The following is a 23,559-nucleotide window of genomic DNA, read 5'->3' as shown; positions in this document are numbered from 1 at the left end:
ATGATAGAAAACAGTTTTTGCATCCTTGAAGGTATTGGTGAGAAGAAAGAACAGAAGCTCTGGAAGGAAGGCGTCCTGACATGGAATGACTTCCTTGGTACTGAGGATATACAGATATTCAGTCCTGAACGGAAGAGGCTCTTTGACGAGAGTCTCTTCCGTTTTCAGTCTGAGCTGAGGGCACGCAATGCGGGCTATTTCAGCAGGGCAGTGCAACGCCGGGAGCAGTGGAGGCTTTTTGAAACATTTAAGGGCGAAACCGTCTGTCTGGATATCGAGACAAATGGTCTGCAGCCAAACAGCGGCGGCTATGCTACCGTGGTCGGTCTCTACGACGGATATGACTATAAGTGTTTTGTGGAGGGAGAAAACCTTACCACAGAGGCCCTCAATAAGGAACTCCGCAACTATAAATGTCTTGTCACCTTTTACGGTGCAGTCTTTGACGTCCCCTTCCTGCAGCAGACCTTTCGCGGCATAGAGTTCCCCATGCCCCATTTTGATCTCTGTTTTGCTGCCAAGAGGCTAGGCATTAAAGGAGGTCTGAAAAAACTCGAACAGGACTTTGGTATTCAGCGGAATGAAGCAGTTCAGGGACTTGATGGATATGATGCGGTAAAGATGTGGGATCAGGCAAGGGCAGGCTCATCCGAAGCTCTTGAACGTCTGATATGCTACAACCGTGAAGATACGGTTAACCTCATGCAGATGGCGCCGATGCTTTACGAACGACTGAAGCATGCAACAGGGATTGAGGAATACCTTGCCTGCGGAGTTGCTTGACCTCTTCCTTACCTTTCTGTCCGTAGAAAAAGGCCTTTCGAGAAATACGGTCAATGCGTATGCAACGGACCTGAAGAAGTATCTTCTGTTTACGAAGCAACAGGGCAGGGAAGCGCTCACTGCCGACAAGTCCGACATCCTGAATTTTCTTGAGCTGCTCAGAAGCGACAGCTACAGCATCTCTACGGTCTGCAGATATATCTCCTCGATCAAGGCCTTATACAAGTTTCTTCTTCTGGAAAAGCGCATACAGGACGATCCGACCGAGAATCTGCAGATGCCGAAAAAATGGGAGAGGGTGCCAAAGGCCCTGAGCATCTCGGATGTAAAAGACCTGCTTGATGCCACATTTTCGCCCAAGACCGCATTGCGGGATTCTTCCATGCTTGAGCTGCTTTATTCATCAGGGCTCAGGGTGAGCGAACTCGTCAGCATTAAACTCGGGGATATCCATTTTGATGCAGGCTTCATCAGGGTGTTAGGCAAGGGCTCAAAAGAGCGCATTGTTCCGGTGAACCTCCGTGCGCTTGAGAAGGTAAAAAACTATACGGAAAAAGAGCGTCCGGAGACACTGAAGAAAAAACAGTCTCCGTATCTTTTTGTGACGAGAAACGGAAGGCCGATGACGCGGCAGCGTTTCTGGCAGACCTTGAAGGCCATCGGCAAGCAGTCAGGCATAGAACTTTCGCCGCATACGATAAGACACTGCTTTGCGACGCATCTTTTGGAGGGAGGCGCAGACCTCAGGTCACTACAGAAGATGCTCGGCCACTCGGATATCTCGACAACGCAGATCTATACGAAGGTAACCACAGACAGGATCAAGAAAGTTTACAAGACCTATCACCCAAGGGCATAATTACGCAGGAAGTAGGCAGAAGAGGGCAACCCGTGAAGAGGTATATGATGAAAACGCTTATAGCTTCTTTTTGAAATCTACGCTGATAACTTTTTTATCAGACAAGGTCTTTTTTCCTGCGATCTCCATTTTTTTCTCCGCCTTCTTCTCCGGCACCTTCGTCTGTTCACCCGGGTCGACGGTGAACTGCGCATTCAGCTCGGGCGAAAAAATAGTAAAGATGCTTTCCTGCGGTATAAAACATTTTTCAGCAGTTGTGCCGAATGCAAGGGTCGTTGATATGCCGAATTCGTCCCAGATGAAGTTCATCTTCTGATTGAAGACGAGGATAAGTCCCTTTTCCCTTTCCTGGGGCAGGAAACCCCTTTTGCCGACGACGACATCCTCGCCGTATCTGACCGCAATATATACCCGTCCGGCAATGTTCAATAAATCATAGAAGACCTGTTTTTTTAGTTCTTCAAGCGTATCTGCCATATTCAGCTTAATTCCTCATCCAAGCTCCCGGCTTCTTCCCGAAACCTTCTGAGGACTTCGCCTGCTGCTTCCATGTCAGTCGACCGTACCATGACCTTAACTTCGCCCATCTTGCCGATATTGACAGGATAGGGGCTTACCTTTGCAGATCTGAGCACAACAGTAATATCGCCGCTTTCAAGCAGATCCTTTATCATCTCTGCCTCGAGCTGGTCATAGGTTACAAGCAGTGTGGTCCATTCTTCAGACATGCTCTTAGGATAATGAATGAGTTTGAATAAGTCAAAATACGTCCAGGCTTGGAAATGATGGCTTGAAAAAAGGTAAACTACCACCATGAAAAAAGAGAAGAAAATACCTTTTGTCGAGATTTTTGCCGACGGCGCATGCAGCGGAAATCCTGGAGTCGGAGGCTTTGGTGCGATCCTGCGCTCTGATGAGAAAGAGAAGGAGCTCTCTGACGCAGAAGCCATGACCACGAACAACAGAATGGAGCTTATGGGTGTAATTACGGCGCTTGAGGCATTGAAGGTCTCCTGCACGGTGAAGATAACGACCGATTCGAGCTATGTGGTCAAGGGTATGACCGAGTGGATTAACGACTGGATAAAAAGAGGATGGAAGAATTCCCAGAAGAAGGGTGTCATGAACCGGGACCTTTGGGAGCGGCTTCTCAAGGCCTCAGAGCCTCATGATATCACATGGTGCTGGGTAAAAGGTCATAATGGCCATGCCGAAAATGAACGGTGCGATATCCTTGCTCTTCAGGCGATTAAACGCCACAAGAGATCCTTGATTGCAGATAAGGTTGGTGCATGAAAAGACCTGAACTTCTCGCCCCTGCAGGTGACTTTGAAAAACTGAAAACCGCCCTTCATTATGGCGCGGATGCTGTCTATCTTGGCGACTCGAGGTTCAGCCTGAGGGGGAAGGCAGGCAATTTTCAGGGAGAGAAGCTTGGGCAGGCAATAGCCTATGCCCACGACCAGTCCAAAAAGGCGTATGTGACCACAAATATCTTTCCCCATAACAGGGACCTTCGCGATATTGAAGAGCATTTTGACTTCCTCAATGAGGTGAGACCCGATGCGGTTATCCTCTCGGACCCCGGTGTTTTCGCGCTCTGCAGGAAGCGGTGTCCTGAGATCGATATCCATATCAGCACCCAGGCAAATATCACGAATGCCGCCGCCGCACGTTTCTGGCAGGATCTCGGCGCAAAAAGACTTATTCTCAGCCGGGAGCTTTCGGTTGAAGAGATACGGCAGATCCGGGAGAAGGTTTCTGTTGAACTTGAGGTCTTTGTCCATGGATCAGTCTGCCTTTCCTATTCAGGCCGGTGCTACATAAGCAGTTTTCTTGCTTCGCGGAGTGCAAACACCGGTGAATGCACCAATTCGTGCCGGTGGAGCTATACGCTGATGGAAGAGAAGCGGCCTGGTGAACACTTCCCTGTTTTCGAGGATGATCGGGGAACCTATATCCTGAGTTCAAAAGACCTCTGCATGATAGAACACCTCCCGCTGGTTGCTGATGCAGGTATTGACAGTTTTAAGATCGAGGGCAGAATGAAGGGCATCAATTACGTTTCCGGCGTTATCAAGGTCTACCGGGAGGCGATTGACGAGATCACTGAGGGTCAAGCATATCAGGTAAACCCCCGGTGGCTCAGGGAACTCTCCATGTTCAGCAGCCGCGGGTACACCACAGGCATGTTTTTTGGAAAACAGCGTGACGAGGACTATAATTTCGACGGCGAAAGCTATCGCATGAGCCATGAGTTTGTCGGTATTATTGTCGAAAAGAAAGGCCCTCTCGCAAAGGTCGCCTTAAGAAACCGGCTTGACTTGGGAGACTCTGTCGAATACCTTTCTCCAGGCATTGAAGAGAAGCTCTTTCCTGTCGAAGCGATGAAGGACGTAGAGCAGAATGAGGTTATGTCTGCGCGGAATGAAGATATCATATTCATGTGGGTGCCTGAAGAGGCAAGGGAACAGGACCTGATACGGAGACAGAAGGATTTCAGGTCTGCGCAGAGGAGTGAAGCCGTATCTGCATGAGGCGGACAGAACTATGGAGAAGATTCGCTTAAAAGAAGATTTTGTCGACGAGCGTACTGAACTGGCACGATGTCTGGTCTGTGATACCTATGTTCACAAACAGGAGAGCTTTATCTGCCCGCGGTGCAAAAAGAGCCCGCTCTGCAGAAAACACCGCGTAGAGGGAAGAAAAGAATGCGCGAGCTGTGTTTTCGATTTCAAAATAAAGGAGCTCAACGCGCTCAGGGGCCAGGAGGCAAGTATCCGGCAGTTCCTTACCTTTCTGCAATTCATTTTCATGTTCTGCGCCGTTGTCTTCATTGCGCTGAAATCAGGCATTGCGGATTTCGTTGAGGTGTTGCAGCACCCTCTGCTTACGACCTATGTCATGTACTTCAGTATTATCCCCATTGGCGGCTATATTCTCTTCTTTGTAATCCTGTATAATCAACGGGGAAAGGTAGCTGATAGGGAGCATGAGATCAGAAAACTTGAGCTCAGGAGATAGACGGCCCAACGTATGACAGCCGGCAGAAAAGTCCTTGTCATAGATGACGATGCAGCGGCCTGCAGCCAGATCGAAGAGGTCCTCGGCCGCTACGGCTTTAAGGTTCTGACGTCGCCTGACCCGCAGGCAGGCTTTGAGGCTGCCAAATCGGACATCCCTGATTTAATCTTCATCAATCTTCTGCTGCCAGGTACGAATGGGCTTAAAGTAAGCAAGGCTATCCATGCGGTCGGGAGTCTCGAAAAAGTGCCTGTTATCATGCTTCTCACACACCGGGGAGAGCTCGATCCAAAATACACGGTAACTATTGGAGTCCTCGATACGCTGGTCAAGCCTCTCAAGGATAGCGAGATCATTGAGAAGACGAAGGCCCTTCTTGGCGATTTTGCATCCACGGAACCGCAAAGCGAGGCGCCCGGGGAGCTCTCCCTTGAGGAAGAGATAACTCCGATGAATTTTCATGAAGAAGAGGTGATGGCCGAAGAGCCGGAGCTTGCATCAATGATGGAACTGTCCGGTGAAGGCGGCACGGGAGAAGATGCAGAACAGATTGAACAAGAGACGATGAACAAAATGACCAAAGAGGGGGAATCTGATATGCCGGAAAAAGAGAATCCGTTTGACAGGAAGGAAGACGATGACAGGGACCTGTTTACTGACGAGGCGGACATGTTTGGGGAAGAACTCAAGAAGTCCCGTGCAGAAGAGAAGGGGTTGCAGGAAGATGATGACCGATTCCCTGAAGACGATGCTGATCTGGCCTATGAGCCTGAGAAGCCTGCGAGTTCTGTGAGGCGAATACTTCTGATAGCAGCTTCAATTGTTGTCGGCATAGGCCTTGGTGTCGGTGGTTACTTCTTTTTTACTGCCGGCAGCAAGCAGGCCCCTGTTGAAAAACAGGTTGTCAAGGTCCTCCCTGAGCCTGCACCGGCTCCAGCGCCTGCCGCGATACCCGCAGAAAAACCGAATGTGATCCCTGAGATACCGGTAGCCTCAGAGCCGAAAAAATCTGAAATCACAGGGGCAAAGGAGGCGAAACCTCAAGAGTCTCTTCCAAAAGCAGAGACAAAGAAAGAGTCTGTACAAAAGGCTGAAGCAGAAAAATCCGGGAAAGAAGCAGCACCTGTTGCTGCTGCATCTGAAGAGAAGAAACCCGCGGCAGCAAAACAGCCGGCAGGGAAAGAGACGCGTGCTGCAGTCAAGGGCAAACGGGCCTATTATGTTCAGGCCGGACTTTTTCAAAATGAGGCATATGCCACGACAATGGCTGACAAGCTCAGGGAAAAGGGATATACCCCTTCAGTGAAGAAGATAACGACCAAAGACAATAAGGTCATGTTCCGCGTGACTGCCGGAACCTATCCGAACTTCAGGAAGGCTGTCGAGATTTCTGAAACCTTGAACAAGCTGGGTCTTACAACTATTGTCCACAAACAGTAGAAGGGAAAGTGAAGATTTTTTTCTCCGGCATAGGCGGCAGCGGCGTTTCAGCGCTTGCCGGATTTGCGGCAGACAAAGGTCATAGTGTCAGCGGCTCTGATCGTCTTTTCGACAGTCATGCTGATCACCCTGTCAGAAAGAGATTAGAGGCGAACAATGTCAGGATCGTTCCGCAGGACGGCAACGGCCTTGACCGGGGTTTTGACTTTGCGGTTTTCAGTACAGCAGTAGAGCCGTCCAACCCTGATTGCCTGAAAGCTCAGGAGCTTGGCCTGCTGATCAGGACCCGCCCTGAATATCTCGCCGAGATCGTATCTGTATATAAGACCGTCGCAATTGCGGGGACAAGCGGCAAGTCCACGACTTCCGGAATGCTGGTATTTTTGATGAGGCAGCTTGGTATGTCCCCAAACTTTATCGGCGGCGGCAGGGTAAAGCAGTTCAGGACAGAGAAGAATCTGGGCAATTATCTGGCCGGTAATTCTGACCAGCTCGTTATCGAGGCATGTGAGTCTGACGGCACGATTGTCAACTATCACCCCGCGCATTCCGTCATCCTGAATCTTGACCTTGACCATCATTCCATAGCAGAGACCGGCATGATGTTTGAGATACTGTCCGATAATACTGCCGGCATGGTAATCCTGAATGCCGATGACTGGAATCTGAAGCACTGCAGGATCAGGGATGCCGCAACATTTTCGATTGACAAAGCCTCTGATTATCAGGCAGTGGATATCCGGTATCAGCCTTTGACTACCACGTTCAGTATTTACGGACAGAATTTTATCCTTTCACTGCCCGGCAGACATAACCTTTATAATGCGCTCGCCTGTATTGCACTTCTTGCAGAAACCGGCATTGCGCTGAAGGAGATTGCAGCAGTTCTCCCTGAGTTTCAGGGTATTGAGAGGAGGTTCGATCTTCATCTTAACGACGGCAGGCATCTTGTTATCGATGACTATGCCCACAACCCCCACAAGATCCAGAGCCTTATGCAGACCATGCAGGGGATAAGCGGCAAAGTCTGCTATATCTTCCAGCCCCACGGCTTCGCACCGACAAGGCTCATGAAGGACGGATACATAAAAACATTCACTGACTGCCTGAGAGATACAGACCGGCTTATTATACTGCCGATCTATTATGCGGGCGGCACAGCAGCGCAGGATATTTCAAGTGAAGACCTTGCTGCGCCAATTAAGGCAGCAGGCAGGGATGCGGTTGCTGTTGCCGAAAGAGATGCTGTATTTAATCTGCCTGGTGAATATGACACGTATGTTGTCTTTGGAGCCAGGGATGATACGTTGTCGGATTTGGCAGAAGAAATAGCGCAGAAACGTTAGGCTTAATAGTGCTTCTTCAGTTCGATGAGGACCTGCTTGGCGACGTTCTTGAGGGTTTCGAATACTCCCACGCCGGTGACTGCGCAGCCCTCAAACGACGGCACATTGCGTGGGTTCAGGAGCTTGTTCATGTTTTCTACAGGAGCGACATTTGAGAGATCGCGCTTGTTATGCTGGACCGTATAGGGGAGTTTGTCCAGTTCATATCCCTGTTCTGCAAGGTTTATCCTCAGGTCTTCAAGACTTTCGATGTTCGCTTCCATTCTTTCGATCTGGCTATCCGCAACAAAGACAACACCGTCAACACCTTTCAGGATAAGCTTTCTGCTGGCGGCATAAAAGACCTGGCCCGGGACGGTATAGAGATGAAAACGCACCTTAAAGCCCTTGATATCGCCTAATGCAAGGGGAAGAAAGTCAAAGAAGAGGGTGCGCTCGGTCTCCGTAGCCAGCGAGATAAGCTTGCCTTTCTGATCAGGGTTCGTCTTTTTGTACACATACTGCAGGTTTGTGGTCTTTCCGCACAGGCCGGGACCATAATAGACGATCTTGCAGTTGATCTCTCGGGAAGCGTAGTTTATAAAGGACACTTAATTAGCACACCTATTTGAACAGATTGTCGATATCCTCATCGCTGATCTCAGCGAAGGGAGATTCATCGAGTTTGCCTTCGCTCTTCTCTTTCTCGGCCTTGCTCGTGATATCGTTAAAAATCTTAATGAGTGCCTCCGACGACTTCTTGACGCGGAGCCGCACAAGGCCGAGGGATGACCGTTTATCGAAAATTACAACAAGGATGACCCTCTGGCCGATAAGGGATATATGGATATTGTCTTTTTCCCCTTCGTGAAAAAGGATCGTGAATTCCTTCTCGCCCAGAAGGCGGGCGATTCCACCCGTTGCAGCGATATTGCCCGCGGTAAGTGAAGCGAGCGAAGTGGTGTCGATCTCGTGGGTATCGCCGGCAGATGCAATCAGCTGGCCGTTCTTGTCAACAAGAAATACCACCTTTGCGTTGGCCTGCTGAAACAGCTTCTGAAGTTCCTCATCGATCTTCTGGAACTCCTCTTCATACATTACCAGGTCTGAGCTCATAACACCTTAGAAAATATCATAAAGACCGGCTTTTATCAATCTGTTTTTGCCTCTTTCAGTAATTTTGCCCATTCCTTGTCAACTTCCTCCTGGACCCGCTGAAGCAGTCCTTCATTCTCAGGAGAGAAAAGATGCTTGAACCTGCCCTGTGGTTTCATGAACTCGGCAACAGGGATCTTCTCTTTCGGTGTTACCGTGATTTTGGTCACGCCGTCTTCAATTTCATAAAGCGGCCAGTAGCAGGTGTTTACTGCAAGCCTGCTTAACTGGATGGCATCGTTTGTCTTGGACCGCCATCCCCGGTTGCAGGGAGCGATAACATTAATGAACTTCGGCCCCTTGAGCTCATGCGCCTTCTGCACCTTCCTGAAAAGGTCCTGCCAGTGGGAAGGAGATGCCTGGGCAACATAGGGGATGTCGTGTGCTGCCATGATCTTTGTGAGGTTTTTCCTGTTACGGAGCTTGCCCGGTATTACGGAACCGGCAGGGCAGGTGGTAGTATCAGCGCCAAGCGGAGTAGCGCTTGAACGCTGTATGCCGGTGTTCATGTATGCGCCGTTGTCATAGCAGATGTAAATCATGTCATGACCGCGCTCGATGGCTCCTGAAAGGCTCTGAAAGCCGATATCATAGGTGCCGCCATCGCCGCCAAAGGCAATGAACTTGACCTCCTGATCAAACTTGCCCTGTTTCTTGAGCGAGCGGTACATGGTCTCAACTCCGGAGAGTGTGGCCGCTGCGTTTTCAAAGGCTGTATGGATCCAGGGCACATTCCATGCCGTGAACTCGGATATGCAGGATGAAACCTCAAGGCATCCGGTCGCATTCGAAACGACAACCGGATAGTCAGTTGCCAGCATGGCGATCTTTACGACGATCGGCGCACCGCAGCCTGAGCACATTCTGTGGCCATGGGTGAAACGGTCTTCCTTTTTTGAAAGCTCTTTTAACGAAAGTGGTGTAGCCATGTTATTCCCTCACTCCTATGTAGTCTTTGAGTGTATTCACTTTGCCGCTCTTTGCAATTTCATTCAGTTCTGTGAGCACCTGAACAGCATGGGAAGGCAGATAGTCCCTTCCGCCGAGGCCGTAGATCTTGTTCATAAGCAGAGGCTTCTTTTCAAGCGGATAGAGTGCTGAGGCAATCTCCATAAAGAGCGGTCCGTAGCTGCCGTATGAGTCTGCCCTGTCCATGACACAGACCGCTTTGGTGTTTTTGAGCGCATCTGCAATCTCGGTGAAAGGGAACGGTCTGAAGAGTCTTGGCTTGAGAAGTCCGGCCTTAATTCCTTTTTCCCGGAACTGATCGATTACGTCTTTTGTCGTTCCTGCTGCAGAGTTCAGGATTACGATTGCTATGTCAGCGTCTTCGAGCCTGTATGACTCAAAAATGCCGTATTTCCTGCCGCTCATCTTTTCAAAGTCCTTTGCGACATCAAGCACAACGTCTTTCACCTTGGTCATGATTTCATGCTGAGCGCGCTTGTATTCATGATACAGGTCAGTAAGGATAAGAGGACCATAACTCTTCGGTTTTGCAAGGTCCAGAAGGGGCAGGAAGTTTTTAAACGGCCCGACAAAATCCTTCACTTCCTGGTCCTCAAGATATTCCAGTCTTTCTATCGAATGGCTGATGATGAAGCCGTCCATGCAGACCATGATCGGCAGTCTGATATCCATATGCTCAGCGATCCTGAACGCCTGAATGGTGTTGTCATAAGCCTCCTGGCCATTTTCGGACCAGAGCTGAATCCAGCCTGTGTCGCGGGCTCCCATAGCGTCAGAGTGATCACCATGGATGTTCAGGGGCGCTGACAGGGCGCGGTTGACAACCGGCATGACGATCGGCAGCCGGTCCCCTGATGCGATATGGAGCATCTCCCACATGAGCGCGAGGCCCTGTGAAGACGTTGCGGTTATGACCCTGCCGCCTGCTGCGGCAGCGCCGATACAGGCAGACATGGAACTGTGTTCACTTTCGACAAGGATAGATTCCGTATCGACCTTGCCGTCGGCAATGAACGATGCGAACCTCTGCATCATATCTGTCTGGGGTGTGATAGGATATATGCCGCAGACATCAGGATTTACCTGACGCAGTGCATTTGCACAGGCCTCATTTCCGGTAACTGCTACCACCTTTGCCATCTATTTGCCCTCCTCTACCATTTCAATGGCCTTCTGACCTTTTTTGCCAGGGCACTCCAGGGCGCAGATGCCGCATCCCTTACAATAATCATAGTCGAATTCTCCCCTTTTCCCGTCCTTAACCTTAATGGACATGTCAGGGCAGTAGATCCAGCAGAAGAGACACTGTATGCAGTTCTCTTCTTTCCATATAGGTCTATAGGCCCTCCAGGAGCCTGTCTTGAACTTAACTGCGCTGCCACCTTCAAGCACAACAGATCCCGGCGGCAGATCTCTCCATCCTTTTGCTTTCATCCTTCTTTTACCTCCTCATATCCTCTTTTTGTTGCTTCGAGGTTTCCGTCTATGATCTTCTGGGAGAACTTCTTGCCGAAACTGTTTCTGACATCGTCAAGAAGATGCTCAAGCGTCACCAGGCCTGTTACTTTGCAGACTGTTCCGAGCATCGGAGAATTCGGCATGGCCCTGCCAAAACAGTCGATGGCGATCTTTGTGGCGTCAACGGTTACGACGCGCTGCTTCGGGCCTGCATTGAGTTTTGCCCTGATATCTTTTGGGTCTTTCGTTGTGTTGATGACGAAGACCGTGTTTTCCTTTGCGCCTTCCGTAATATTGATGCTGTCAAGAAGTGTTGCATCAACAACGGCTACCACATCAGGCTCAAGCACCGGGCAGTGCATCCTCAGTTCCGTTGAAGCTATGCGATTGTATGCCCTCAGGGGAGCTCCTGCACGCTCAGGTCCGTATTCAGGAAAGGCCTGCACATGCCTTCCTCCGCTCAGGCAGGCATCTGCCAGAACCTTTGCTGCAGTTACGGTTCCCTGGCCGCCTCTTCCATGCCATCTGATCTCAACTGTTTCAGCCATAGTTTCCTCCGGAAGTAGAATGAATTGTAATTTTATAGCATTTAGTTTTAAATTTTCAATATATTTAAGTATTGCAATAACTTATAGGCCTATTTGACCTTATCCGCCGAGCTGTTTTATAGTTATGATCGCTATGGCACAGAGCATGACAGGATTTGGGAGCGCTGAAAGGGCCGGCTGCAGGGTTGAGATTCGATCCCTGAACCAGCGGTTTCTCGATATCTATATCAAGGCTCCTTCCTGTTTGAGCCAGCATGAGATTGCATTCAGAAATGTTCTGAGAGACCGTTTTAACCGGGGCAAGTTCGATGTAACCATATCGATTACCGGTGAGGCTGCTGCCGGCCTTAAGGTAAATAACGTTGTGGCCGGGAGGATCTTCAGTGCTCTCAGGGCCCTCCAGGAGGAGTTCCACATCCCCGGTGCTCTGGACATTAACAGTATGGCATATTTCCATGACAAGTTTATGGAAACGGATGTTTCCTTTGATATGGAAGAGGTGAAGCGGGTTTTTGATGAGGCTGTGGGCAGCCTGCATGGTATGAGAAGCAGGGAAGGCCAATTGCTTGCGGAGGAACTCATCAGGCTTATGGATTCCCTTGAAGGGATGAACAGGCAGATGAAGGAACTTATCATTAAGGCAATGCCGGAGGCAGCGGTGAGGCTGCAGGAAAAGCTGAGTTCGCTGCTTGGAAACAATGAGCTCGATCCGGCGAGGATGCAGCAGGAGATCGCGGTCCTTGCCAGCAAGGCTGATATTGCCGAAGAGACAGCGAGGCTGGATTGTCATATCCAGCAGTTCAGGGAGCTGCTTGGAAGCGACATCGCAGGCAGGAAACTTGATTTTCTGGTCCAGGAGCTGAACCGTGAAGTCAATACGATGTCATCAAAGTCTGCTGATTACGGCATTTCCCGGCTTGCGGTTGATATGAAGACAGAGATAGAGAGGATTCGGGAGCAGGTGCAGAATCTGCAGTGATTAATGAGGGGTCGAGATTTCAATGAAAAAAAATGATATCAGTCCGGTCCTGGTCAATATCGGTTTCGGCAATGTTGTCGCCTCTGCCAAAGTGGTTTCGATCGTGACCCCGGGCTCAGCCCCGATGAAACGTATCCGTGAAGAGGCGAAGAAGGCGGGCAAGCTCGTGGATGCAACGCAGGGAAGGCGTACGCGATCGATTATTATTACCGAGAGCAACCATATAATTCTTTCTGCTCTTCAGGCAGAGACGATTACGCAGAGATTCCTTGAAGGGAAAGGCGGCAGTGACGATGAAGAAGAGTAAAGGGAGCCTGTTTATCGTATCAGCTCCTTCGGGGGCCGGCAAGACAACTATCTGCAAGAAAATTGTGGACTCGCTTGATAACGTGAAGACCTCGGTCTCCTATACCACACGGTCGCCGCGCCAGGGAGAAGTAAACAACGAAGACTATTCATTCGTTGGCGAAAAGAAGTTCCGGAGCATGATCCAAAAAGGCGAGTTTGTGGAGTGGGCAGAGGTGCATGGCAATCTGTATGGTACTTCGCGTAAACGTCTCGAAAAGATCATTAATGAAGGTTTTGACGTTATTCTTGATATTGACACCCAGGGGGCGAAACAGATCAAAAAGACCTATGGCAACGGCGTCTTCATCTTTATCCTTCCGCCTTCCATCACCGAACTGCGTGCCAGGCTCGAAAAGAGAATGAGCAACACTAAAGAGGATATGGAAAGAAGAATGAAACGGGCAAGTGAGGAAATTCGGGCATATAAGATGTATGATTATGTTATAGTAAACGACCTGCTGAAGAGCTCCCTTGTCAAGTTCGAGGCTATCGTTGTGGCGGAAGGCCAGCGGAGCTCTAAAAAAGATTCAGCATGGATCGAGAAAAACATCATCAGGAGGTAAACATTCATGGACATTATTTCCCTGCCGGCGGAGATTGATCATAAGCAGATCGATGGCAAATTCAGACTCGTAAGCATTGCTACCCAGAGGGCCAAGGAACTTTCATTGGGAGCAAAGCCCAGGATAACAACAAAGTCGAAAAAGGTTACCACGATTGCGATCGAAGAGGCGGTCCAGGACAAGCTTGAATTCATCACCGGTGAAGAGGCACGGGTCGCCATGGAAAAGGCAGGAAAGCTTGATTACCGCAAGCTTCTTGAAGAGAGCAGGAAGATGGCCGCAGGCGAGGATCTGACCGAGCTTGAGAAGGACCTGAAGGTCTATCTCCACGAGAAGGAGAAGGGGACCGGCGGTTTTGACAAGATGGCCTTTGATGAGCTTTTCGGCGGCAAAAAGGAAAAGGAACCTACAGCTGACGAACCTGAAGAATAGGTCCGTTCTCTTAGGGGTCTCCGGCGGTATTGCGGCGTACAAAGCCGCAGAGCTTGTCCGGAGGCTTAAGGATAAAGGCGCCTCGGTCACGGTTATGATGACCGGGGCAGCCCAGCAGTTTATAACCCCGCTTTCTCTGCAGGTCGCATCAGGCAATACCGTCTATACCTCACTCTTTCAGGAACCTCTTACCCATATTTCAGTCCCGGCAGCAGCAGATATTATGGTTGTGGCTCCTGCTACGGCAAATATCATCGGCAAATTTGCAAACGGTATAGCTGACGATATACTCTCAACAGCCTTTCTGGCTTTCCGGGGCCCTGTGGTCATTGCGCCTTCCATGAACGAAAAGATGTTCGAACATCCGGTTGTTCAGGATAATCTGAAGAAACTGCGCTCTCTGGGCGTTATCCAGACAGGTCCGGACAGCGGGCCTCTTGCCTGCGGTGAGGAAGGGACGGGAAGACTTGCGGAGGTGCAGGATATTGTTGCTGCAGTCGTTGCTGCCTTAACGCCGAAGGACCTGAAGGGTCAGAAGATTGTTGTGACGGCAGGGCCGACACGGGAGTATCTTGACCCGGTGAGGTTTATCTCAAACCGGTCTTCAGGGAAGATGGGTTTCAGCCTAGCCAGGGCAGCCAGAAATCGCGGTGCTGAGGTTGTGCTGATCAGCGGCCCCACGTCCCTGGAGTGTCCTCAAGGGGTAACCTGCAGACGTGTTGATACTTCGGCCCAGATGCTTTCTGCTGTCAGGGAGGAAACAGACAAAGGTGTTTCTGCCCTGATCATGGCGGCTGCAGTTGCGGACTTCAGGCCTGCCAGACCGTCTAAGGGTAAGGTTGAGAAAAAAAAGCTCTTATCTCTTTCGTTAACCTGTACTGAGGACATTGTGAGTTGTATTGCTCAAGAGAAAAAGAGGCCGTTTATTATTGGGTTTGCCGCAGAGACCGGCAAGAAGATCGACAGGGCCAGGGAAAAGATGAAGCGAAAAAAGATGGACATGATCGTCTTTAATGATGTCACTGAGAAGGGGGCCGGCTTCGAGACGGACACGAACCGGGTTGTTATTATTGATAAAGCGGGATTCATACAGAGCAAACTCATGAGCAAGGACGATGTTGCCGACGCCATACTGGACCGCTATCTTAATGGCAAAACTTGACTTTATCTCCATTTTTTGCTAAAAAATTGACTAGTTATGGCATCTAAAGACATAGAAAAACTCAGAGAAAAGTTTGACAAAGACCCTAACTCGAAGCTCTTTCTGCCCCTTGCAGAGGAATACAGAAAAGAGGGCATGCTGGAAGAGGCGATAGATGTCCTTCAAAAGGGGCTCGAAAAACACGTCACCTATACGAGTGCGCGGGTTCTGCTGGGCAAGACGTATCTTGAAAAAGGCATGATGGATGAGGCCCGGAAAGAATTCGAAGGCGTTATAAAAATCGTTCCTGACAACCTCTTTGCACACAAGAAACTTGCGGAAGTATACAGGGATACCGGCGAGACGGATCTTGCCATAAAGGCATATAAGGCAATCCTGAAGCTTAATCCGATGGATGAAGAGTCGGTCGGCCATTTGAAGGATATCGAAGCTGCGTTGTCTCCTGCTCCGCCGGTTGAAGAACCGCGGAACGCGGAATCGTCATACGGTGAGATTAAAATGCCTGGAGCCGGAGCTCCGTCTGCGGAAGAGCCCTCGGAGATGCATATCGGCGAAGAGATACATGTTGAGGCCCCTGACATTCAGGTCGAACATTCTGAAGATGAGCTGAACGCCTTCAAGGACTCGCTTTTTGGTGATAAGTCCGGCATGGGTGACGAGCTTGAAAATCATAACGAAAGCAATCCTGTAACGCAGGTTGAGCCTGAAGACACCGGCACGGTTTCCCTCTCTGAAGATGATGTTGCTGAGGCGGAGGACCTGTCGTTCGAGGATGTTGATGACGAGATAGCTCAGGAGATGAATTCTACGGTTGGTGAGCCTTTCTCTGCAGCAGAATCTGCGGAAGAGACGATTGAACTTCTGGAAGAGCCGCTTGAAATTGATGAAGAGCCGGTGCTTGCTGCGTTTGAAGAACCGGCAGCTGTGCCGAAGAAGGATATAACAGATCTTTCAGACGCCGACAGGTTTGTGGCCGATGGCAAGTTTGCCGAGGCGATGGGCGTATACAGGAAATTTCTTACCGATGACCCCAATGACAAGAGGGTTCTTCAGCGGGTTGAGGAGCTCAGATCGCTGCTGAAACTGATGGGTAAGGACAAAGAACTGCTCATAGACAAACTGAATGCATTTCTGGAAGGAATACATAAGGGGCGCGATGAATTTCTCGGACATTCTTAAAGAGGCGGTAGATAAAGTTGACGGTGCTGTTGCGGCAATGATCCTTGCCTCTGACGGAATTCCGGTGCAGGAATATGTTGTTGAGAAGCTTATCGATTTGACAGGGCTTGGCGCTGAGGCCTCTGCGATGATCAGGGACGTCGGTTATGCCGCAGAGAACCTGGGTCTGGGACAGGCCAGAGAATTTTCAATCGTCTCGGATACCTGCGGTATTATCATGCGGAAGATCAATGATGAGTATTATCTTTCTCTTGTCATAAAACCTGAGGGTAATTACGGTAAGGGACGCTACGTCCTCAAAACAATGATCCCCAGGATAGAACACGAATTTTAGCAGAACCGGCATCGGCGGTCTATCGCCGGAAAAACAATAATTTCTGAACTGAATATCCATGAAAATCCTTGTCATACACGGCCCAAACCTGAATCTTCTGGGCACACGAGAGCCGGATGTTTACGGCAGTGTGACTCTTGAGGAGATCAACCGTCAGATTTACGAGCTGTCAAAGGAACTCGGCATTGAAGCGGAAACCTTCCAGTCCAACAGCGAGGGAGCCATTGTCGATGCAGTCCAAAAGAAGGCTTATGACCTGTTGATCATCAACCCGGCTGCCTATACGCATACGAGCATTGCGATCAGGGATGCCATTTCTGCGGTGGGCAGGCCTGCCATTGAAGTCCACATTTCGAATATCCATAAGAGAGAAGATTTCAGGAGAACCTCTTATATCGCCGGCGTTGCTACGGGACAGATCAGCGGCCTCGGGGTTGATGGTTATCTCCTTGCCGTACGAGCCAGCCGGAAGATCCTGAAGGGATGAAGCAGATTATTGCGATAACCGAATCCCTTGCTTCCAAGGGGATCAGTGGCATGCTTATTTCCCATATCAGAAATATCCGCTATCTTTCCGGGTTTACCGGTTCATCGGCCTGTCTGCTTATAACGAAGAAAGAGCGCATTTTTTTTACCGACTCCCGGTATGAAGAGCAGTCAAAGCGGGAGGTGCGTGGTTTTGATATCGTAATCGAGAGCGAGGAACGCCCAAAACAGATTCTGGAGAGGGCAAAGGCTGTTGGCATCAAGACGCTTGGCTTTGAATCGACAGTCTCCTATGCATTTTATAAATCGCTTCTGAGGAAGGGGTTCAGGGTAAAGAGCGTCACGAACCTGGTCGAGGAGTTGAGGCGGATCAAGAGCCGGCTTGAACTCAAGATGATCAGCAGGGCTGTTGAGCGGGCAGAGAAGGCCTTTCTCGAAGTTAAACCCTATATCAAGCCGGGCTTTTCGGAACGTCATCTTGCGCTGCGGCTTGAGGCGGGGCTGAAGAGCCAGGGCTGCGCGGTGATCCCCTTTGACATTATCGTTGCCGCGGGGAAAAACTCGGCAATGCCTCATGCAAGGCCAACCGACAACAGGATCAAACAGGGCGACTTCATCATGTTTGACTGGGCCGGCGAGGCAGGAGGATATTTCTCCGATATGACCAGGACCTTTCTTTTAAGAGGAGGGAAGGACCTTTCGCGGAAGATTGAAGTCTATAATACGGTTCTGAGCGCGAATCAGAGGGCGATCACCTCTGTAGGTGAAGGGGTCATTGCCCGCACGGTTGACAAGACCGCAAGAGATGTTATAAAAAAGGCAGGGTACGGTGACTTCTTTGGCCATGGCACGGGCCATGGGGTTGGCCTCGATGTCCATGAACTGCCGCGCGTATCCCGCTTTGGCAGAGAAACGATCAGGGCCGGCATGGTATTTACTATCGAACCAGGGATTTATCTGCCCGGCTTCGGGGGAGTAAGGATCGAAGACATGGTCCATGTCGAGAAGCACGGTTGTACGACCCTGACAACGCTTCCCAAAAGACTTGAAACAGTCTAACATTGATTCAGGAGGAATAAACCATTGATAGCAACGAGTGATTTCAGAAAAGGCGCAAAGATAGAATATAAGGGTGAACCTTACGAGATCATCGATTTTCAGCACGTCAAGATGGGAAGAGGCGGCGCAAACGTCAAGACAAAGATGAAGAATCTCAAGACCGGCGGCGTTATCGAAGAGACGATCAGGTCAGGCGAAAAATTTCCTCCTGCGGGACTTGAAGAGAAAAAGATGCAGTATCTCTATGCCCAGGGCGAGGACTATATCTTTATGGACCAGGAAACATACGAGCAGCTTCCGCTGAGCTCGGCGCAGTTGGGCGATACAAAGCTTTTCCTTAAGGAAAATATGGAGGTGAAGGTCCTCTACTATAAGGGAGAGCCCCTTAATGTGGAACTGCCGACCTTTGCGGAACTGGTCATTGCGAAGACCGACCCGGCAGGGTTCAAGGGTGATACCTCATCTGGGGGCGGGAAGCCCGCAACGCTCGAGACCGGTGCGGTCGTAAGGGTGCCGTTTCATCTCAGTGAAGGAGACACGATCAGAGTCGATACGAGGACGTCTGAATATATAGAAAGGGTGCGATAATGGAACTTGAGGACCTTAAAGAGATCATAGAACTTCTCAAGGAAACGGACATTACCGAGCTGCAGGTTGAGAAGGATGGCACCAAGGTAAAAATCAAACGCGAGAAATATCTGCAGTCTATCGATATCCCTGCTCACAGGCCTTCTGTCGTTACTGCGCAGGAAACGCAGGTGAGAGAGGCGGTAGCTGAAGAGCCTGAACAGAGGCTGATCACCATTACCTCCCCTATCGTCGGAACGTTTTACCGTTCGCCGTCACCTGAGGCTGCGAGCTTTATCGAGATCGGCCAGAAGGTGAAAAAGGGACAGGTCCTCTGCCTGATAGAGGCGATGAAACTCATGAACGAGATCGAGTGTGAGGCTGACGGCACGGTTGTGAAAGCCCTTGTGGAAAACGGACAGGCGGTTGAATACGGTGAACCGCTCTTTCTTGTTGAGCCTGCATGAAGCTTTTTAATAAGATTCTCATTGCCAACCGCGGAGAGATAGCGGTCAGGGTCATCCGTGCCTGCAAAGAACTCGGCATCAAGACGGTTGCGATCTATTCGGACGCGGACAAGGAGTCGTTCCACGTAAAGCTCGCGGATGAATCTGTCTGCGTCGGTCCGGCAAGCACAGCCCAGAGCTATAATAATCTTCCCAGTATTCTTTCTGCGGCAGAGATTACTGATGCGGAGGCGATCCATCCGGGGTACGGCTTTCTCTCGGAGAACCCTCAGTTTGCAGAGGCCTGTCTTACCTCAGGAATCACCTTTATCGGTCCGTCTGCGGAGACAATAAGGCTTGGCGGGGACAAGTCGAAAGCCCGGCAGACGATGAAGCGCAGAGGAGTGCCTGTGGTTCCCGGCAGCGACGGCCCTGTGGTGACAGAGGAATCAGCGCTCAAGCTGGCAAAAAAAATCGGGTTTCCGGTGATTATCAAGGCATCTGCCGGCGGCGGCGGACGCGGTATGAGGATCATCAGGGAAGAAGCTGAACTTGAGAAACTTTTTTTCATGGCGCAGAGAGAGGCGCTTACGGCCTTCGGCAATGGCGAGCTCTATATGGAAAAATATATTACCGAGATGCGCCATGTCGAGGTGCAGATCATTGCGGACGGCAAGGGCAATATCCTTCACCTGGGCGAACGGGATTGCTCTGTGCAGAGGCGCCACCAGAAGCTGATCGAGGAGTCGCCTTCGCCTATCGCCTCGGAAAAGTTCAGAAAAAAGATCGGTGAATATGCGGTAAAGGCTGCCCGGGCGATCAAATACCGCAATGCGGGCACGGTTGAATTTATCGTGGAGCCTGACGGCAACATCTACTTCATGGAGATCAATACGCGTCTTCAGGTCGAGCATCCGGTCACCGAGTTTGTAACGGGCATAGACATTGTGAAGGAGCAGATCAGGGTGGCTGCTGGTTTTCCCCTGGAGCTGAAGCAGCCGCAGGTGAAGTTTACCGGACATGCCATAGAATGCAGAATCAATGCCGAGGACCCCGAACGGTTTATCCCCTGCCCCGGCAGGATCACGTTTATGGCGGTGCCGGGCGGACCGGGCGTGCGCGTGGATACGGCCATGTACAACGGCTGCGTTGTTTCTTCGCATTATGATTCCCTGGTTGCAAAGCTGATCGTCCATGGCCGCGACCGGGAGGAGGCCATGGCGAGGATGCGACGTGCCCTCGGTGAGTTCATTATCGAAGGCATCAAGACGACGATACCGTTCCATAAAAGAGTTTTGAACGATCCTGACTTTGTCAGGGGTGAGTTCAATACCGGCCTGGTCGAGAAGATGAACAACCCTCTGCAACCGGCCAATAAATAACCATAGTCCCTCAATGTATCAGCACGGCATCTGCTTCATCACGGACAGGACCTGGTCAGCTATCCCCTTTACCGAGATGGTGAAACGTGTGCTTGATGAAGGTATTACGTTTATCCAATACCGGGAAAAACAGAAGACACGACGGGAAATGTATGATGAGGCCGTAAAGCTCAGGGAATTGACCCGCTCCTATAACGCAGTATTTATCATCAACGACCATGCTGATATTGCGCTTGCTACAGATGCTGACGGTGTTCATCTGGGTCAGGACGATCTGCCGCTGCCGGAGGCCAGAAAAATTATGGGCAGCAGGATCGTCGGTATTTCTACCCATACTCTGAAGCAGGCAGCAGAGGCAGAAGCAGGAGGGGCTGACTACATCGGGTTTGGCCCTATTTTCCATACGAGCACAAAGGATGCCGGCGCGCCAAAAGGGGTTGACATTCTTAAGACAATAAAACAAAATTGCAATATTCCTGTTGTGGCTATCGGCGGCATCAGCATCGATACGGCTGCTGATGTCATGCGTGCGGGAGCCGACGCGGTTGCGCTTGCCACTGCGATCTGCAGGGGCGACATAACGCAAAACGCAAAACGATTTCATAAAATAATTCAGAAAGTCCCGGGAGGATAACATGAAAAAAAGATACCTGTTGCTTCTGTACTTTGGTATTGCGCTGACTCTTATGGCAGGCTGCCAGAAAAAATCAGACTCGATCAAGATCGGCGTTGCAGGCCCCATGACAGGAGATCAGTCGAAGATGGGCACTGATTTCAAAAACGGTGTTTCCCTTGCGGTTGAGGAATGGAACGCAAAAGGCGGCATGCTGGGTAAAAAGATCGAGTTGATTATCGGCGATGACCAGCATGACCCGAAGCAGGCGGTTTCCGTTGCGAACAAGATCGTTAATGACGGCGCGGTCGGCATTATCGGCCACTTCAACTCAAGCTGCTCCATCCCCGCATCTGATATTTATAACAGGGGAAGCCTGCCGATGATTTCGCCCGGCTCCACGAATCCGCAGTTTACGGAGAAGGGGTACAAGGGGGTGTTCAGGGTTTGTGGAAGGGATGACCAGCAGGGCAAGGTCGGCGCTGATTTTGTCAACAGTCAGCTGAAACTGAAGAAGATTGCCGTCCTCCATGACAAGACAACCTACGGCCAGGGTCTTGCCGATGAGTTCAAAAAAGCGCTTGGTGATAAGGTCGAGATCGTCTTTTATGGCGGCATTATCCAGGGGGACAAGGACTTCAAGGGCGTGCTCACCACGATCAGGGAGAAGAAGCCTGAACTCATATTTTTCGGCGGCATCTATCCCGAGATGGGCCTGCTTGTGAGGCAGTCGCGTGAACTTGGTATGAAGGCGCCGTTTATGAGCGGTGACGGCTCCATCGATCCGAAATTCATAGAGATTGCAGGAGCGCAGGCAGCGGAGGGCACGTATCTTACCTTCAGCCCTGACCCGAAGAATATTCCCACTGCAAAGGACTTTATCAGCAGATACAATGCGAAGTTCGGTGAGCTCGGCCCATACTCCATCTATGCCTATGATGCTGCCAATATCATGCTTACGGCTATCAGGGATGCAAATACGACAGAGGGCACAAAGGTTATCGAAAAGCTCCATACGCTGGAGTTTTCCGGCGCAGTGGGGAAGATCAGGTTTGACGATAAGGGTGATGTTACTGCCCCTCCCTATGTTGTATGGACAACAAAGGACGGCAAGTTCGCTGAGCAGTGGAAACCGTAAGTATTTCTCTTCGATACTATACGCCGAAGGGTGCAGGGTTTTCCCTGCACCCTTTTTTTAGTTATTCGACAGTTAGTGCATTGTCTGGTATAGTGGAGAAAAGAAGAAAGAGAGGGCTGCATATGGAAATAGGTATTATCGGTTCCGGAAATATGGGCAGCGGTCTTGGAAAGATCTGGGGTATGAAAGGCCACCGGATTATCTTCAGTTATTCCCGGAATCAGGAAAAGCTGAATGTTCTGGCAGCGGCTCTGCCCAATGCGAGGGCCGGTACGCCTGCAGACGCGGCCCAGGCGGATATAATCCTCCTTTCGGTACGCTGGCCGGATGTCCCTGATGCGCTCAAACAGGCAGGCACCCTGAATAATAAAATTGTTATCGATTGTACGAACCCGCTTAAACCCGATCTGAGCGGACTTGAGCTGGGGTATACCAGTTCTGCTGCAGAGGAGATTGCCGGAATGGTCCCCGGAGCAAAGGTAGTTAAGGCGTTCAATACGGCCTTTGCCCAGGTGTATGAGGAGAAGTCGCGCCTCTTCGGCTCCCGGATGGCAAGTATGCTTTACTGCGGGGATGATGCCGGGGCAAAAACGGTCGTAGCAAAGCTGATCAGAGATGTGGGCTTCGACCCAATCGATTGCGGACCTCTTACGGCGGCCCGGCTCCTTGAACCTGTCGCGATGCTGATAATATCACTCGGCTATGGCATGAAGATGGGTACAAATATGGCGTTGAATCTCATAAGGCGGTAACACGTGACCCATATCGAAAAAATACAGGCTGAATATGACCGTGCGGTCGCCAAAAAGCTTGAGTTTTCAGAAAAACTGAAGCTGCTTGAAAATGCCGATCTCAAGAACTTTCACGATATCTGGATGACCCGTGACCAGATAGCATACTGGCAGGGCAGAGCAGAAGGGCTTACGTTTGCGCTGGACGAATTTACTCGCTGAGAAGCCGGAGATGAATCAGTCGTCCAGCAGCTCCCGCACCTTCTTCAGCAGGGCTGAAGGCGAGAGCGGTTTTTGAATAAACGTGATGCCCGGTTCAAGCAGCCCCTGCCTGCTGACAATATCTTCTGCGTAGCCGCTTACAAAGAGGGCCTTCACCGAAGGATTGATGAGCCTGATTTCGTCTAACGCCTCTTTACCGTTTTTCTTCGGCATGATTCCGTCAAGGACGAGCAGTTGTATGATATCACTGCTGCCGCTGTATTTTTCGACTGCATCTGCGCCATCGGTTGCTTCGATCACGGTATAGCCCTGATTACGCAGTATCGTGGTTATCAGTTTTCTGAGGCTGCTGTCATC

General features: G+C 50.4%; 32 protein-coding genes. 23 read left to right on the top strand and 9 right to left on the bottom strand.

Features of this window, described 5'->3' with window-relative positions; all coding sequences use genetic code 11:
• Window positions 1-783 carry a ribonuclease H-like domain-containing protein gene (locus tag HZB31_04080; protein MBI5847117.1) on the top strand — a complete coding sequence of 261 codons (783 nt, stop codon included), beginning with the start codon at window positions 1-3 and terminating at the stop codon, window positions 781-783.
• A complete protein-coding gene (xerD, locus tag HZB31_04075; GenBank protein MBI5847116.1) occupies window positions 740-1,642 on the top strand; it encodes a site-specific tyrosine recombinase XerD in 903 nt (300 codons plus the stop codon). Before HZB31_04080 ends, xerD begins: the two co-directional genes overlap by 44 nt.
• Window positions 1,643-1,699: 57 nt before the next feature.
• Here the strand turns inward: xerD and HZB31_04070 are convergent, their stop codons facing one another.
• Both HZB31_04070 and HZB31_04065 read right to left on the bottom strand, forming a co-directional pair.
• Complete coding sequence (locus HZB31_04070; GenBank protein MBI5847115.1) at window positions 1,700-2,119, bottom strand: hypothetical protein; 420 nt, start codon at window positions 2,117-2,119, stop codon at window positions 1,700-1,702.
• A gap of 2 nt (window positions 2,120-2,121) precedes the next feature.
• Complete coding sequence (locus HZB31_04065; GenBank protein MBI5847114.1) at window positions 2,122-2,370, bottom strand: DUF2007 domain-containing protein; 249 nt, start codon at window positions 2,368-2,370, stop codon at window positions 2,122-2,124.
• An 85-nt stretch (window positions 2,371-2,455) separates the two neighbouring features.
• Here HZB31_04065 and rnhA point away from each other — a divergent pair, with 85 nt between their 5' ends.
• Genes rnhA through HZB31_04040 form a run of 5 tightly spaced genes read left to right on the top strand, consistent with a single transcriptional unit; the run spans window position 2,456 to window position 7,452 of the window.
• The gene (gene rnhA / locus HZB31_04060; GenBank protein ID MBI5847113.1) at window positions 2,456-2,938 is read left to right on the top strand and encodes a ribonuclease HI; all 483 of its coding nucleotides are present in this window, start codon (window positions 2,456-2,458) and stop codon (window positions 2,936-2,938) included.
• A complete protein-coding gene (locus HZB31_04055) occupies window positions 2,935-4,179 on the top strand; it encodes a U32 family peptidase (protein MBI5847112.1) in 1,245 nt (414 codons plus the stop codon). Before rnhA ends, HZB31_04055 begins: the two co-directional genes overlap by 4 nt.
• Before the next feature lie 13 nt (window positions 4,180-4,192).
• Entirely contained in the window at window positions 4,193-4,666 is a 474-nt protein-coding gene (locus HZB31_04050; GenBank protein MBI5847111.1) for a hypothetical protein, read from the top strand.
• 12 nt (window positions 4,667-4,678) lie between these two features.
• The gene (locus HZB31_04045) at window positions 4,679-6,106 is read left to right on the top strand and encodes a response regulator (protein MBI5847110.1); all 1,428 of its coding nucleotides are present in this window, start codon (window positions 4,679-4,681) and stop codon (window positions 6,104-6,106) included.
• Between the two features lie 8 nt (window positions 6,107-6,114).
• A complete protein-coding gene (locus tag HZB31_04040) occupies window positions 6,115-7,452 on the top strand; it encodes a hypothetical protein (GenBank protein MBI5847109.1) in 1,338 nt (445 codons plus the stop codon).
• Between the two features lie 2 nt (window positions 7,453-7,454).
• Here the strand turns inward: HZB31_04040 and HZB31_04035 are convergent, their stop codons facing one another.
• From HZB31_04035 to HZB31_04010, 6 genes are read right to left on the bottom strand one after another with little or no spacing between them, the layout of a single operon-like run.
• Window positions 7,455-8,042 (bottom strand): GTPase domain-containing protein, encoded by a 588-nt coding sequence (locus tag HZB31_04035; GenBank protein MBI5847108.1) that lies wholly within the window; start codon window positions 8,040-8,042, stop codon window positions 7,455-7,457.
• 13 nt (window positions 8,043-8,055) lie between these two features.
• The gene (locus HZB31_04030) at window positions 8,056-8,547 is read right to left on the bottom strand and encodes a roadblock/LC7 domain-containing protein (GenBank protein MBI5847107.1); all 492 of its coding nucleotides are present in this window, start codon (window positions 8,545-8,547) and stop codon (window positions 8,056-8,058) included.
• A 35-nt stretch (window positions 8,548-8,582) separates the two neighbouring features.
• Entirely contained in the window at window positions 8,583-9,515 is a 933-nt protein-coding gene (locus HZB31_04025; GenBank protein ID MBI5847106.1) for a pyruvate ferredoxin oxidoreductase, read from the bottom strand.
• 1 nt (window position 9,516) lies between these two features.
• The gene (gene porA / locus HZB31_04020) at window positions 9,517-10,695 is read right to left on the bottom strand and encodes a pyruvate ferredoxin oxidoreductase (GenBank protein MBI5847105.1); all 1,179 of its coding nucleotides are present in this window, start codon (window positions 10,693-10,695) and stop codon (window positions 9,517-9,519) included.
• Window positions 10,696-10,989 carry a 4Fe-4S binding protein gene (locus HZB31_04015; GenBank protein MBI5847104.1) on the bottom strand — a complete coding sequence of 98 codons (294 nt, stop codon included), beginning with the start codon at window positions 10,987-10,989 and terminating at the stop codon, window positions 10,696-10,698.
• Window positions 10,986-11,561 (bottom strand): 2-oxoacid:acceptor oxidoreductase family protein, encoded by a 576-nt coding sequence (locus HZB31_04010; GenBank protein MBI5847103.1) that lies wholly within the window; start codon window positions 11,559-11,561, stop codon window positions 10,986-10,988. The genes HZB31_04015 and HZB31_04010 overlap by 4 nt, the downstream gene beginning before the upstream one ends.
• A 133-nt stretch (window positions 11,562-11,694) precedes the next feature.
• On the opposite strand from HZB31_04010, the gene HZB31_04005 reads away from it, so the two are divergent.
• The 16 genes from HZB31_04005 to HZB31_03930 all read left to right on the top strand — a co-directional run bounded on the left by HZB31_04005 (window position 11,695) and on the right by HZB31_03930 (window position 23,202).
• Window positions 11,695-12,540 (top strand): YicC family protein, encoded by an 846-nt coding sequence (locus tag HZB31_04005; protein MBI5847102.1) that lies wholly within the window; start codon window positions 11,695-11,697, stop codon window positions 12,538-12,540.
• A gap of 22 nt (window positions 12,541-12,562) precedes the next feature.
• Window positions 12,563-12,847, top strand: a complete 285-nt coding sequence (locus HZB31_04000) for a DUF370 domain-containing protein (GenBank protein MBI5847101.1) — start codon at window positions 12,563-12,565, stop codon at window positions 12,845-12,847.
• Entirely contained in the window at window positions 12,834-13,451 is a 618-nt protein-coding gene (gmk, locus tag HZB31_03995) for a guanylate kinase (protein MBI5847100.1), read from the top strand. The genes HZB31_04000 and gmk overlap by 14 nt, the downstream gene beginning before the upstream one ends.
• Before the next feature lie 6 nt (window positions 13,452-13,457).
• Window positions 13,458-13,883 (top strand): DNA-directed RNA polymerase subunit omega, encoded by a 426-nt coding sequence (rpoZ, locus tag HZB31_03990; protein ID MBI5847099.1) that lies wholly within the window; start codon window positions 13,458-13,460, stop codon window positions 13,881-13,883.
• Window positions 13,825-15,045, top strand: coding sequence for a bifunctional phosphopantothenoylcysteine decarboxylase/phosphopantothenate--cysteine ligase CoaBC (gene coaBC, locus HZB31_03985; protein MBI5847098.1), 1,221 nt, complete (start codon window positions 13,825-13,827; stop codon window positions 15,043-15,045). The genes rpoZ and coaBC overlap by 59 nt, the downstream gene beginning before the upstream one ends.
• A gap of 36 nt (window positions 15,046-15,081) precedes the next feature.
• Window positions 15,082-16,224, top strand: a complete 1,143-nt coding sequence (locus HZB31_03980; protein MBI5847097.1) for a tetratricopeptide repeat protein — start codon at window positions 15,082-15,084, stop codon at window positions 16,222-16,224.
• Window positions 16,202-16,558 carry a hypothetical protein gene (locus HZB31_03975; protein MBI5847096.1) on the top strand — a complete coding sequence of 119 codons (357 nt, stop codon included), beginning with the start codon at window positions 16,202-16,204 and terminating at the stop codon, window positions 16,556-16,558. The genes HZB31_03980 and HZB31_03975 overlap by 23 nt, the downstream gene beginning before the upstream one ends.
• Before the next feature lie 58 nt (window positions 16,559-16,616).
• Window positions 16,617-17,045, top strand: coding sequence for a type II 3-dehydroquinate dehydratase (gene aroQ / locus HZB31_03970; protein ID MBI5847095.1), 429 nt, complete (start codon window positions 16,617-16,619; stop codon window positions 17,043-17,045).
• Window positions 17,042-18,103 (top strand): aminopeptidase P family protein, encoded by a 1,062-nt coding sequence (locus tag HZB31_03965; protein ID MBI5847094.1) that lies wholly within the window; start codon window positions 17,042-17,044, stop codon window positions 18,101-18,103. The genes aroQ and HZB31_03965 overlap by 4 nt, the downstream gene beginning before the upstream one ends.
• Before the next feature lie 24 nt (window positions 18,104-18,127).
• Window positions 18,128-18,691, top strand: coding sequence for an elongation factor P (gene efp / locus HZB31_03960; protein ID MBI5847093.1), 564 nt, complete (start codon window positions 18,128-18,130; stop codon window positions 18,689-18,691).
• Entirely contained in the window at window positions 18,691-19,137 is a 447-nt protein-coding gene (gene accB / locus HZB31_03955; protein ID MBI5847092.1) for an acetyl-CoA carboxylase biotin carboxyl carrier protein, read from the top strand. The genes efp and accB overlap by 1 nt, the downstream gene beginning before the upstream one ends.
• On the top strand, window positions 19,134-20,498 hold the full coding sequence (gene accC, locus HZB31_03950; protein MBI5847091.1) for an acetyl-CoA carboxylase biotin carboxylase subunit: 1,365 nt from the start codon (window positions 19,134-19,136) through the stop codon (window positions 20,496-20,498). The genes accB and accC overlap by 4 nt, the downstream gene beginning before the upstream one ends.
• A 13-nt stretch (window positions 20,499-20,511) precedes the next feature.
• Window positions 20,512-21,132 carry a thiamine phosphate synthase gene (thiE, locus tag HZB31_03945; protein MBI5847090.1) on the top strand — a complete coding sequence of 207 codons (621 nt, stop codon included), beginning with the start codon at window positions 20,512-20,514 and terminating at the stop codon, window positions 21,130-21,132.
• Between the two features lies 1 nt (window position 21,133).
• Entirely contained in the window at window positions 21,134-22,249 is a 1,116-nt protein-coding gene (locus HZB31_03940; GenBank protein MBI5847089.1) for a branched-chain amino acid ABC transporter substrate-binding protein, read from the top strand.
• Window positions 22,250-22,371: 122 nt separating this feature from the next.
• Window positions 22,372-23,001, top strand: a complete 630-nt coding sequence (locus HZB31_03935; GenBank protein ID MBI5847088.1) for an NADPH-dependent F420 reductase — start codon at window positions 22,372-22,374, stop codon at window positions 22,999-23,001.
• A 3-nt stretch (window positions 23,002-23,004) separates the two neighbouring features.
• Window positions 23,005-23,202: a hypothetical protein gene (locus HZB31_03930; protein ID MBI5847087.1), complete on the top strand. Its 198-nt coding sequence runs from the start codon at window positions 23,005-23,007 to the stop codon at window positions 23,200-23,202.
• 15 nt (window positions 23,203-23,217) lie between these two features.
• Here the strand turns inward: HZB31_03930 and HZB31_03925 are convergent.
• On the bottom strand, window positions 23,218-23,559 hold a 342-nt coding region (locus HZB31_03925; protein MBI5847086.1), incomplete at its 5' end, for a response regulator.

This window comes from Nitrospirota bacterium, from assembly GCA_016235245.1.
Lineage (GTDB): Bacteria > Nitrospirota > Thermodesulfovibrionia > Thermodesulfovibrionales > UBA6898 > UBA6898.
The sequence above is the reverse complement of the archived record's forward strand: the minus strand, read 5'-3'. Positions and strand labels throughout refer to the sequence as shown.